Source organism: Cystobacter fuscus (genome assembly GCF_044360685.1).
Taxonomy (GTDB): Bacteria; Myxococcota; Myxococcia; order Myxococcales; family Myxococcaceae; genus Cystobacter; species Cystobacter fuscus_C.
This window is the reverse complement of record NZ_CP043491.1, coordinates 6,241,270-6,252,488: the sequence shown is the minus strand read 5'-3', so window position 1 is coordinate 6,252,488 and position 11,219 is coordinate 6,241,270. Positions and strand designations below refer to the sequence as shown.

Genomic DNA, 11,219 nt, shown 5'->3' with positions numbered 1-11,219 from the left:
GTCATGAAACAACACTTCTTTGATCTGAGTATCGACGTTGACGTGCAGGAGCGGTGGTATTTGACCACGCCGACCACTGCGGATGGCGAGCAAGTGGATGATGTCTGGGCGTTCTCCAGCGGAGAGCGCATAGATCCTCCCGGCAGACTGCGTGTTCCAGTCTCTCGTCCGGGCAGTCCGCTGGACTTTACTTCGGCGGGCGTCGGGCTCACGCCCATCCTCAGCAGGCAAGTCGCGTCGGTGTTCCGCGAGATGGCACCCAACGACGTCCAACTCTTTCCCGTGGAGGTCGACGGGCAGGCCGAGCCCTATTACCTCCTAGTCGTGGCGCGCACCGTCCGCTGCATCGAGGCGCGACTCTGGACGCCGGAAGATGGCCGACCCGAGAAGGTGGGCCGATACCGTGCCGTTTCCGGTTTGCGCATCGACAAATCGAGGGTGGGTGACGCGCGTGTGTTCCGGTTGTGGGGGTGGCACCCCGCACTTATCGTTGACGGAGAGATCAAGGCGGCGCTGGAGCGAACCGGCATCTCTGGGGGACGGTTCGACGAAGTCTGAACGCCCTTGGGCATGTGGTGCTTGGGGACGGGCCCGGACCTGAGCGATGGTGGTTGGGACGACCGACCGGTTCCGAGCCCTCCATGAGCGTCCCGCCCATCCCGACTCCCCCCGCGGCCACCCACCACGAGACCTTTGGCTCGCTCCCGGTGTTTCCCCCCGGAGGCCCCGCGGATCGTCTGGCCCGGGCCCGGGACTACCTGCGCGAGGCCTCCGCCCGTGTCGAGGCCTTCCACCGCGGCGGTGCCGCCGGCCTGTCCACCAGCCGTCTGCTCGCCGCCGCCACCGACACGCTCGTCCAGGGCCTCTTCTCCGAGCTGTCCGCCGAGCTCGATGCCCCTCCGGGCCTCGCCCTCGTGTCGCTCGGCTCCTACGGCCGCCGCGAGCTGTCCCCCCACTCGGATCTGGATCTGCTGCTCCTGCGCCCCCCGGGCGTTCCCGAGGCCGCCGCCGCGCCGCTCGCCCGCGCCTTCCCCACGCTCCTGTGGGACTTGAAGCGCGCCGTCGGCTGGAGCGCCCGCTCGCCCGAGGAATGCATCCGCGCCGCCGACGGCGACCAGACCATCCGCACCGCGCTGCTCGACGCGCGCTTCCTCTCCGGCGACGCCGCCACCTTCGCGCTCTTCACCCAGAACGTCCTGCCCCGGCTGCTCACCCACCGCGCCGACGCCTATATCCAGGAGAAGGCCCAGGAGCTGCGCGCCCGCCGCGAGAAGTTCGGCGACTCCGTCTTCCTGCTCGAGCCCAACCTCAAGCAGGGGGAGGGCGGCTTGCGCGATCTGGAGACGGCCTTGTGGATCGCCCGGGTGCGCTTCCACACGCGCGGCCTCACGGGCCTGCTCCAGCAGTCCATCCTCCCGGGCTCGGAGGTGGCGCGCCTCAAGGCCGCGCGCGACTTCCTCCTGCGCATCCGCCACCACCTGCACTTCCTGCGCGGACGCAAGGAGGACCGGCTCACCTTCGACTTGCAGGAGGAGGTGGCGCGCTTCCTCGGCTACCAGCAGGGGCCCGTGCTGCCCGTGGAAGCCTTCATGCGCGACGACTACCTCGCCGCCAGCGCCATCCGCCAGGCCGCCGACGCGCTCATCGCCCGCTGCGAGGAGCTGAGCGCCGCGCGCCGCGTCTCCTTCCTCCCGGGGCGCCGCCTGGGCCCCTTCCGCGTCTTCCACGGCAAGCTCACCGTGTCCGACCCCGCCCTGTTCACCCGCGAGCCCGCCTCGATGCTCGACTTCGTGCGCACCGCCGAGGAGCACGGCGTGCCGCTCTACTCATGGGCCCGGGGACAGGCGCAGCAGGCCCTGCCCGCGCTGGAGGCCGCCCGCGCCACGCCCGCCGTCACCACCGCCTTCAAGGCCCTCTTCGCCCGGCCCGGCACCCGGGGCGAGCTCCTCTTCGAGCTGCACGACATGGGGCTGCTCGGCGCGGTGGTGCCCGAGTTCGGCCGCGTCACCGCCCACCACCAGCACGACCTGTACCATGTGTACACCGTCGACGTGCACACGCTCTTCGCCGTGCGCCGCCTCTACACCCTGCGCGCGGGAGAGCTCGTGGCGCAGGAGCCCGAGCTGTCGCGCGAGATGCGCGAGCTGACGGATCCGCTCCCGCTCTACCTGGGCATGCTCCTGCACGACGCGGGCAAGGGCATGGGGGGAGACCACTCGGAGAAGGGCCGCCTGTTGATGGTGGCGCTCGGCGAGCGGCTGGGCCTCACCGCGCGCCAGCGCGAGGTGGCCGAGTTCCTCGTGAAGGAGCACCTGGCGATGAGCCACACCGCGCAGCGCCGGGACCTGAGCGATCCGGCGCTCATCGCCGACTTCGCCCAGCGGGTGGGGGACGTGGAGAAGCTCACCTGTCTCTACCTGCTCACCTGGGCGGACATCAGCTCGGTGGGGCCACGCATGTGGACGGCGTGGAAGGGGCAACTGCTGCGCGAGCTGTATGACAAGGCGCGCGCGCACCTGGTGGGCCGGAGCGCGCCCACGGGCGGACCCCTCGTGCGCGAGCGCTTCCACGCGCGCTGGGCCCGCGTGCTCGGCGAGGCGCGGGCACGCGAGCTGGAAGGCAGCCTCCCGGAGCGCTACTTCCTCGGGACGGATCCCGCGCGCGCCACGCTCCATGGCCGGCTGCTCGCCCGGGCCGCGCGCCAGCCCCTGGCCGCCGCCTTGCGCCACCACCCGGACGCGGGCTCCAGCGAGCTCACCCTCGCGGCCCGGGACAGACCGGGTCTGCTCGCGCTGCTCGCCGGCGTGCTGTCCGCCCACCGCATCGACATCCTCTCCGCGCGCATCGTCTCCACCTCGGACGGGCTGGCCCTGGACGTGTTCGACGTGCGGCCTCCCCAGGGACAGCGCCTGGAGCGCTCGCGCTGGCGTCAGGCCCGGGCGGACCTCCTGCGGGTCCTCACGGGCGCGGCCCCCATCGAGGAGGTGCTGCGCCGGCGCCGCGCGGGCTCGCTGCCGCAGCGGCACCTGCCTCCCGTGGCGCCCCGGGTGACGGTGGACAACCGCGCCTCGCGGGACTTCTCCGTGGTGGACGTCCTGGCGCGCGACCGCGTGGGCCTGCTGCACGCCATCGCCTCGGCCCTCACGCGCTCGGGGGCGAGCATCGCCCTGGCCAAGGTGTCCACCGAGGCCCACCGCGCCATGGACTCGTTCTACGTCACGCGCACGGGCGCCCGGGTGGAAGGCGCGAGCGAGGAGGCGGCCCTCGTGGACGCCATCACCGCCGCCCTCGAGGCCCTGGAGCACGAGGGCTCCTGAGCGTTCCCGGACGGCTCCCGGTGCCCGTGGCGGACGAGAGGGCGAGCCCTCCCTGTGCCGCCCGCCCGAGTGTCCGGATTCCAAGCCAGAGCTCGCCGGGGCCGTTACCCCTCTCGTGATCGCCCGCCTGTGGGGGCCGAGGTGGGAGATCTATCGGGAATCCACAACGCGGGCTGGTGTGTTCTCAACATTGAAGCGTCCAGGCGGACAGGCCGTAGTCTGGCGTGCATGGAGGGCTTTGGGGTGTAAGCTGCTGAAATCATTGAGGTTTCAGGTGCTTCCCTCGGATTGTGAACGGCTGGCGGAGTACAGAGCTTGCTTGCATCGGGGCGCCTCCGTCCCAAGTTTTCAAGCAAGGGGCACCCGCGTGGGGACGGGGCAACGCAGGAGGAGACGGACATGCAACAGGACAAAGACAACAAGGGCAGCATGACGGTGGCTGAGGCGGGGCGTAAGGGCGGAGAGACCGTGCGCAACGAGCGAGGTCGCGAGTTCTACGAGACCATCGGCCGCAAGGGCGGCGCGACGGTGAAGGCGGAGCGTGGCCGCTCGTTCTACGAGGAGATCGGCCGCAAGGGCGGCGAGACGGTCAAGGCCGAGCGCGGCGCCAAGTTCTACGAGGAGATCGGCAAGAAGGGCGGAGACCGGGTGAAGGCCACGCGGGGACCGAACTTCTACGAGGAGATCGGCCGCAAGGGTGGGCAGAAGGTGAAGAAGCTCATCGAGGAAGGCAAGCGCGCGGCGCGGGCACTGCAAGAGGCCCAGGCGGGCGCGGCGGCGGCGGCTCCGGCGGCCGAGGAGGAGCGTGCGCCCGCGGCGGCGGCCGAGGAAGCCACCCCGGAGCGCACGGAGTAGCGTGACGGGAGGGGCACGGACCGGATAGACACCGGAGCCGTGTACCTCTTGCTCGCTTTTCTCGACCATGTGGACCAGCCTGAACGAGCCATCCGGCGGTTCCGGGACTTTGGGATTCCCGAGCCGCTGGTCGTCCGGGCCCGGAGCGCCGCGGCCACGCTGTCGGCCGAGGTTCCCGTCTTCGCCGGCCTGCGCGGACTCGCGCTGGGGGCGGACGAGGACAAGCTGATCCTCGTGAGTGTGCTGCAGTCGCTGCCCACCGAGGAGGTAGAGCGGTTGGTGCAGCGCGTGCAATTGGAGATGGACGCGGATGATCCGCCCATGGGCCGGCTGGTGGCCCTGCCGGTGATCGGAGCGTCCTTGCATCGACGGGAGTGACGGCGCGCGTCCGGCGGTGTTAAGCACCCGGGCCGTGCAGGCCCTGCTCGTTCTTCTCGCCATCTCGGCGCTGTCGCTGCTGGCCTCCCACCGCCGGGTGCTGGAACCGAGCCATTCACCGGTCCTGGTCCAGCTCGTCGCCAGTGGTCTGCTCTTCCTCGCCCTGGGCGCGGTGTTGGGGCCGGATCTGGTGGGGTTGCTGTCCTGGAGCGACTTGAACTCGCTGCAGCCGCTGCTGGCCCTGGGCCTGGGGGTGGCGGGGATGAGCGTGGGGTTGGATCTGGAGCCGCGGCTGTTGAGGCTGCTGCCGCGCGAGGTGTACGCGGCGGCGCTGGCGCACTCCGGGACGGCCTTGCTGTGGGTGGCGCTGCCCCTCGCCGGGCCCCTGCTGTTCACGCTGGGGCTGCCGCCGGGCAAGGCGGTGGGAGCGGCGGCGCTGCTGGGCGCGGCGGCGAGCCTGTCCTCGGGACACTTCGCGGTGCTGGGCTACCGCAGTGGCCGCATGGAGCGGCGCACGGGGCTGTCCGTGGCGCTGCTCACCATGTTGGACGATCTGGTGGGCCTGGGGGTGCTCATGGTGGCGCTCACCTTCGGCGCGGCGGCGCATCCCGGGGAGGGGTTGGGGCTGGTGGCGCTCGCGCTGCTCTTGGGGGTGGCGTGTGGCGGGCTGATCGCCATCCTCATGCAGGGGCTGAATGATCAAGGCGAGTTGATGGCGGTGCTGCTCGGCGGGGTGGCGCTCGTGTCGGGGGCGTCGGCCTACCTGCGCGTCTCCACGCTGCTGACAGGGGTGGCGTGCGGGGCCACGCTGGCGCTGGTGGGGGGCCGCGCGGTGCGGGGAGCGGCGCGCGTGCTCGGCCGCTTCGAGCGGCCCGCGTACCTGCTGCTCATCTTCCTGGTGGGGGCGCACGTGCAGCCGCGAGACGTGCTCGCGTGGGCGCTGGTGCCGGCGTACCTGGGGCTGCGCTTCCTCGGCAAGGTGATGGGGGGCGCGCTCGCGCAGCGCATCGCCGGGCAGACGCTGGCGCTGCCGCCGCGGCTGGGCTACGCGCTCATCGCCCAGGGCGGGCTCGCGTTGTGCCTGGTGGTGGAGTACCTGGTGCTGGTGCCCGGACCCCTGTCGCAGCGCGTTTTCGACGTGGTGGTGGCGGGGGCGCTCATCAACGAGGTGCTCGGCCACTGGGCTTTCAGTCAGGTGCTCCCGCCCATCCGGATGAGGGGAGGGCCGCGATGAAGCCCGCGCTGATGCGCCTGTTGCTGTTGCTGGTGCTGCTGGCGGCGATCTCCCGGGCCCAGTTGTGGCGGGTGGACACGGGCACGTCGGTGGCGCTGGCCGCCGGGGCGCTGCTGTTGTGCGGCCTGTTCGCGGGCAAGGTGGCCAAGGGCTTGGGGCTGCCCCGGCTCACGGGCTACCTGCTGGTGGGCGTGGCGGTGGGGCCGTACGCGCTGGGCTTCATTCCCGGCGCGGGGGTGAAGGGGTTGGAGCTGGTCAAGGGGCTCGCGGTGAGCCTCATCGCGCTGGTGGCGGGCACGGAGCTGGAGTGGGGGCTCATCCGCCGGGTGGGCTCCAAGGTGGTGACGCTGTGCTGCCTGGTGTGCGGCGTCACGTTCCTGGTCATCTTCGGCGCGCTCCTCGCGCTCCGGCCATGGCTGCCCTTCCTCGCGCCCATGACGCTGGCGCAGGCGCTGGCCGTCAGCTCGCTCATCTCCATGGTGGTGGTGTCCTTCTCGCCCACCGTCACCATCGCCATCGTGCAGGAGACGGCCGCGCGGGGCCCCTTCACCGAGTTCCTCATGGCGCTCGTCATCATCGGCGACCTGGTCGTCATGGTGGGCTTCGCCGTGGCGGCGGGCCTGGCACGGGCGAGCTTCGGCGGCGGGCTGGACGTGGGGGGGCTCTTGACGGGGGTGGGGTGGGAGTTGTTCGGCTCCATGGCGGTGGGCGCCGTGCTGGCGCTGTGCCTGCTGCTGTACATGCGGCAGGTCAAGCGTGAGCTGCCCCTGTTCCTGGTGGGGCTGTGCTTCGCCTCGGCGGAGGCTGGCGCGCGCCTGCACCTGTCGCCGCTCATGGTGTCGCTGTCGGCCGGCGCGCTCATCGTCAACCTGGATCCGCGCGAGGGCGAGCGCATCCACCACGCCATCCAGCGCGCGGGCCTGCCCATCTTCGCGCTCTTCTTCGCCGCGGCCGGCGCGGGGCTCAAGCTGGACGCGCTCGTCACGGTGGGGCCGGCGGCGATGCTGCTCGTGGCCCTGCGCGCCGTGGCCATCTATGGCTCGTGCCGGCACTTCGCCCCGGTGGAGGATCCCCGGCTGCGGCAGAACCTGTGGATGGGACTCATCTCCCAGGCGGGCGTCACCTTCGGTCTCGCGGCGCTCGTCTCGCGCACCTTCCCCACCTTCGGCCCCCAGGTGGAGGTGCTCATCGTGGCGATGATCACCGCGCACGAACTCATCGGCCCCGTCCTCACCCGGCGGGCCATCCAGCGCAGCGGCGAGTCCCACGCGGACGAGTCGCCGGGCGCGGCCTAGCGGAGACACACCCCATGGCGCCAGTGGCACCCATCCTCGAGGTCAACGCGGAGCACCCCCAGCCCCGGCACGTGCAGCGCGCCGTGGACGTCCTCTCCGGCGGTGGCCTCATCGCCTACCCCACGGACACCTACTACGGTCTCGCGTGCGATCTCGGCTCGAAGAAGGGCATTGAACGGCTGTACAAGCTCAAGGGGCGCGACCGGAAGAAGCCCCTGTCCATCCTGTGTCCGGATCTCTCGGACGTGGCGAAGTACGCGCACGTGAGCAACTTCGCCTACCGAACGATGAAGGGGCTGACGCCCGGCGCCTTCACCTTCATCCTTGAGGCCACGCGGCTCGTGCCCGAGGTGATGATGTCCAAGCAGAAGCAGGTGGGCATCCGGGTGCCGGACTCGGCGCTGGCGCGCGCGATCGCCGCCGGGCTGGGCCGCCCCCTCGTCACCACCTCGGCCACGGACCCCGAGGGCGAGCCGCTCACCGACGCGCGGAGCATCAAGGACGCACTCGGCCACGGGTTGGATCTCATCCTCGATGGCGGGGTGACGCTGCTGGAGGCCAGCACGGTGGTGTCGCTCATCGGCGATCAGCTCGAGGTGCTGCGCCAGGGCAAGGGCCAGCTGGACTGAGGGGCGCGGCATGGAAGCCTACCTGGATGCGTTCATCGCCTTCATCCGCGCGGAGCGGGGGCTGTCGGGCAAGACGGTGGATGCCTACGCCGCGGACCTGGCGGTGTACTTCGCGGAGCTCAAGCAGCGGGGCATCACCCAGCCCGAGCGCGTCACGGCCGAGGACATCCTCCGCCACCTGTCCGCGCTCAATGCCCGGGGGCTGTCGCGCCGCAGCCAGGCGCGGCACCTGGCGGCCATCCGCGGCTTCCACCGCTTCCTGGTGGCCGAGAAGTACCTGGAGAAGGACGCCACCGAGGACATCGACACGCCCCGCTCGGCGCGCAAGCTGCCCGTCTTCCTCACCCTGGAGGAGGTGGAGCAGTTGCTCGCCGCGCCCGAGGAGCACACCCCCGTGGGCCAGCGCGACAAGGCCATGCTGGAGGTGCTCTACGCCACGGGTCTGCGCGTGAGCGAGCTGGTGGGGCTGGGCATCAACGACATCCAGCTGAGCGCGGGCTACCTGGTGGCCAAGGGCAAGGGCTCCAAGGAGCGCATCGTCCCGGTGGGCACCATCGCCGCGGAGAAGGTCCAGGCGTACCTGGAGGGCGCGCGGCCGGTGTTGCTCGGCAAGCACGAGTCCAAGGCGCTCTTCGTCACCCCCCGGGGAGATGGCTTCACCCGGCAGGGCTTCTGGAAGCTGCTCAAGCGCTACGCGCTCAAGGCCGGCATCCGCAAGCCACTGTCGCCGCACAAGCTGCGCCACTCGTTCGCCACGCACCTGGTGGAGCGCGGCGCGGACCTGCGCGCGGTGCAGGCCATGCTGGGCCACGCGGACCTGGCCACCACGCAGATCTACACCCACGTCAACAGCGCCCGCCTGCGCGCGGTGTATGACCATGCCCATCCCCGAGGGGACGACGTGCGCGGACGGGGCGGTGGAAGCATGGGCGGCAAGGCGCCCGCGCGCAAACCCGCCCGGAAGACGTAGCCCCCGGCTCAGGGCACGGGCACGCGGTCGCCGAGCTTCTCGCGGCGGATGAGCAGCAGCTCGCGCAGGATGATCTGCGCGGTCGCCATCAGCGGCACCGCCATCACCGCGCCGATGATGCCCGCGAGCTCCCCGAAGAAGACCACCGCGAACAGGGTGAGCAACGGGTTGACGTGCACCGTGCGCCGGAAGATGAGGGGCGCGAGCACGTTGCCCTCCGTCACCCCGTAGAGGACGAAGTAGACGAAGACGAGCAGGGCCTTCCAGGCGCCCGCCGTGGCGAGCGTCAGCAGGGTGACGAAGCCGCCCGCGACGATGGGGCCCGCGTAGGGCACGAGGCTGGAGAAGCCGCTGGCGATGCCCAGGGGCAGGAAGAAGGGCATGCCGAGCAGGGCCAGGCACGTGGAGGTCAGCAGGGCGTTGATGCTGCAGATGAGGGTGAGGCCGCTCAGGTAGCCGCCCGTCGCGCTGTACACCTTCTCCAGGACGCGCTCGTAGCGGGGCCGGCGCTCGGGCAGCGCCTGCGAGAGGATCCGCTGGACGAGCCCCGGGCCGAAGACGAGCATGAACACCATCAGGAAGATGACGGTGATGCTCGCGCCCACCAGGCTGAAGGCCCCGGTGACGGCCTCGAGCAGGGGGGGCAGCGCGCCCGAGGCCAGTCCGGCCGGATTCTGATCCTTGCGCTGGAGCTGATTCAGGACATCGAAGCGCTGATCCACCAGCTTGAAGAACCGCGAGGAGCGCACCTTCTCGATGAGCTCCGGGGCCTCGTTGGCCAACGCCTCGCCCTGGGTGATGGCGGCCGGGATGACGATCAGCGCGAGCGCCGTCAGGACGAGCAGCACCGCGGAGAGCACCACGGCGATGGCGGATCTCCGTTTGAACCTCGCGCGTTGGACGAGCAGGCTCACCAGGTGATCCAACGACACGGCGAACAGGGCGGCGAGTCCCGTGAGGATGAGCGCCGCCTCCGTCTTGACGATGAGCACCGCGAACACGGCCACCGCGAGCACGGCGAAGCAGACGGTGAAGGCTGTCTTGAGGGTGACTTGCGACGGTTGTCCAACCGACGACTGGATGTCCGCGTCCGCCACGTGTGCCAACCCCCTCACCCAATGCTTCCCCAGTGCCCAGGGTGTGTCCGGACTCGGGCGGCGGCAACGGACGCCCGTCCGCCTGCCCGCCCACCGAGCATCCGCCCACGTCACGTGGAGGCAGCCCCCGCTCGCACTTGCCTTCAGGCCACCTTGGGGAAGTCCACCTCGGTGCCGGCGACCACGTTGAGGTAGTTGGTGAGCACGTTCTGCGCGACCGCGGTGATGACCTCGACGAGCTCCGCGTCCGTGAGACCCGCCTGGCGAGCGGCGGCGAGCTGCCGGGCCGTGTCCGCGCCGTGCGTGCGCACGATGGCCAGCGCCAGGTCGAGGATGGCCTGCTCCCGCGGATTCGCCGCGCGGCCGGAGCGGAAACCGGCGAGCTCATCGGCCGGGACGCCCTGGAGCTTGCCGAGCGCCGTGTGCGCCGACAAGCAGTAGGTGCAGCGGTTGACCTCGGCCACGGCGATGGCGATGGCCTCCTGGGTGCGCGCCGGGAGCGACGCCTTCCCCATCGCGCCGAAGTAGCCGGCCACCGCCTCGAGCGCCGCGGGCGAGTGGGCGAACGTCGCGAACATCTTCGGCACACCGCCGAACTTCACCTTGAGGGCCTCCAACGTGGGCTTGGACGCCTCGGGGGTCGTGGTGGGGGTGACGGGGGTGATGGCGATCTGGGACATGACGTTGCTCCTGGAGGGAGAGAGGCCGGGGCCAGGGAGGCCTCGGCCGGTCGATTGGTTTCGACTCGATACCAAATAGGGGCCTGGGGTTTTCTTGTCAAGAAGGTTTGGTGTCGATACCTTCCTGGGCATGAGTGCCGGATCCCTGTACGCGCTGCTCGAGCGCATCACGAACCTGCTGCGCAACGAGGAGCGCGCCGTGGGGCAGGAGCATGGGTTGCAACCGGTGCACCTGCAGGCGCTGCACTACCTCTCGGTGTGCAACCGCTACAGCAACACCCCCGCGGGGCTCACGGAGTACCTGGGCCTCACCAAGGGGACGGTGTCGCAGACGATTGCGTTGCTGGAGGGCAAGGGGCTGGTCGAGAAGGAGAGCAGCAGCACGGATCGCCGCGTCACCCATCTCCACCTGACGGGGCAAGGCCGAGCCCTGCTGGGGGCGGTGCTGCCACCCGCGCTCTTCTCCCGCACCCTCGAGGAGCTGCCGGACGGTGGCAGCGGGCTGGAGGCCTCGCTGACGGGCCTGCTCCGGGCCCTGCTGGTCGCGCACGGTCAGCCGAGCTTCGGGGTGTGTGCCTCCTGCCGCCACTTCCAGCGGGAGGCGCAGGGACGCTTCCGCTGCGGGTTGACGCAGGAGCCGCTCAGCCGAGTGGACAGCGCGCTGCTGTGCCGGGAGCACTCGGCCCCGGACGTGCCGGCGTCCTGAGCTCGTCCGGAGGTGTTGGCACTCACTTCGTGGGCTAGATGCGCTCCGCGTGGTCACC

At 70.8% G+C, this 11,219-nt stretch carries 11 protein-coding genes; 9 read left to right on the top strand and 2 right to left on the bottom strand.

Annotation, left to right across the window (positions count from 1 at the left end; translation table 11 throughout):
• Positions 1-3 precede the first annotated feature (3 nt).
• The 8 genes from F0U63_RS25615 (at position 4) to xerD (ending at position 8,678) form a co-directional block, all read left to right on the top strand.
• Positions 4-558, top strand: a complete 555-nt coding sequence (locus F0U63_RS25615; RefSeq protein WP_395848424.1) for an imm11 family protein — start codon at positions 4-6, stop codon at positions 556-558.
• Positions 559-641: 83 nt separating this feature from the next.
• Positions 642-3,317, top strand: a complete 2,676-nt coding sequence (gene glnD / locus F0U63_RS25610) for a [protein-PII] uridylyltransferase (protein ID WP_395833337.1) — start codon at positions 642-644, stop codon at positions 3,315-3,317.
• A gap of 399 nt (positions 3,318-3,716) precedes the next feature.
• A complete protein-coding gene (locus tag F0U63_RS25605; RefSeq protein WP_395833335.1) occupies positions 3,717-4,172 on the top strand; it encodes a general stress protein in 456 nt (151 codons plus the stop codon).
• A 39-nt stretch (positions 4,173-4,211) separates the two neighbouring features.
• On the top strand, positions 4,212-4,550 hold the full coding sequence (locus F0U63_RS25600) for a hypothetical protein (RefSeq protein WP_395833333.1): 339 nt from the start codon (positions 4,212-4,214) through the stop codon (positions 4,548-4,550).
• A 34-nt stretch (positions 4,551-4,584) separates the two neighbouring features.
• A complete protein-coding gene (locus tag F0U63_RS25595) occupies positions 4,585-5,784 on the top strand; it encodes a sodium:proton exchanger (protein ID WP_395848423.1) in 1,200 nt (399 codons plus the stop codon).
• Complete coding sequence (locus F0U63_RS25590) at positions 5,781-7,079, top strand: cation:proton antiporter (protein WP_395833331.1); 1,299 nt, start codon at positions 5,781-5,783, stop codon at positions 7,077-7,079. The genes F0U63_RS25595 and F0U63_RS25590 overlap by 4 nt, the downstream gene beginning before the upstream one ends.
• A 14-nt stretch (positions 7,080-7,093) precedes the next feature.
• Positions 7,094-7,708, top strand: coding sequence for an L-threonylcarbamoyladenylate synthase (locus tag F0U63_RS25585; protein WP_395833329.1), 615 nt, complete (start codon positions 7,094-7,096; stop codon positions 7,706-7,708).
• Between the two features lie 10 nt (positions 7,709-7,718).
• A complete protein-coding gene (gene xerD, locus F0U63_RS25580) occupies positions 7,719-8,678 on the top strand; it encodes a site-specific tyrosine recombinase XerD (protein ID WP_395833327.1) in 960 nt (319 codons plus the stop codon).
• Between the two features lie 8 nt (positions 8,679-8,686).
• Here xerD and F0U63_RS25575 read toward each other — a convergent pair whose 3' ends face one another.
• Together F0U63_RS25575 and F0U63_RS25570 are read right to left on the bottom strand one after the other, a co-directional pair.
• Positions 8,687-9,793, bottom strand: coding sequence for an AI-2E family transporter (locus F0U63_RS25575; RefSeq protein ID WP_395833325.1), 1,107 nt, complete (start codon positions 9,791-9,793; stop codon positions 8,687-8,689).
• Between the two features lie 125 nt (positions 9,794-9,918).
• Positions 9,919-10,455: a carboxymuconolactone decarboxylase family protein gene (locus tag F0U63_RS25570; protein WP_395833323.1), complete on the bottom strand. Its 537-nt coding sequence runs from the start codon at positions 10,453-10,455 to the stop codon at positions 9,919-9,921.
• Between the two features lie 130 nt (positions 10,456-10,585).
• Here F0U63_RS25570 and F0U63_RS25565 point away from each other — a divergent pair, with 130 nt between their 5' ends.
• Complete coding sequence (locus F0U63_RS25565) at positions 10,586-11,161, top strand: MarR family winged helix-turn-helix transcriptional regulator (RefSeq protein ID WP_395833321.1); 576 nt, start codon at positions 10,586-10,588, stop codon at positions 11,159-11,161.
• The last annotated feature ends 58 nt before the right edge of the window (positions 11,162-11,219 follow it).

Bases quoted from the DNA above. Each gene is read 5' to 3' on its own strand.
- F0U63_RS25615 (WP_395848424.1), top strand. From the start codon at position 4: ATGAAACAACACTTCTTTGATCTGAGTATCGACGTTGACGTGCAGGAG.
- glnD (WP_395833337.1), top strand. From the start codon at position 642: ATGAGCGTCCCGCCCATCCCGACTCCCCCCGCGGCCACCCACCACGAG.
- F0U63_RS25605 (WP_395833335.1), top strand. From the start codon at position 3,717: ATGCAACAGGACAAAGACAACAAGGGCAGCATGACGGTGGCTGAGGCG.
- F0U63_RS25590 (WP_395833331.1), top strand. From the start codon at position 5,781: ATGAAGCCCGCGCTGATGCGCCTGTTGCTGTTGCTGGTGCTGCTGGCG.
- F0U63_RS25585 (WP_395833329.1), top strand. From the start codon at position 7,094: ATGGCGCCAGTGGCACCCATCCTCGAGGTCAACGCGGAGCACCCCCAG.
- xerD (WP_395833327.1), top strand. From the start codon at position 7,719: ATGGAAGCCTACCTGGATGCGTTCATCGCCTTCATCCGCGCGGAGCGG.
- F0U63_RS25570 (WP_395833323.1), bottom strand. From the start codon at position 10,455: ATGTCCCAGATCGCCATCACCCCCGTCACCCCCACCACGACCCCCGAG.
- F0U63_RS25565 (WP_395833321.1), top strand. From the start codon at position 10,586: ATGAGTGCCGGATCCCTGTACGCGCTGCTCGAGCGCATCACGAACCTG.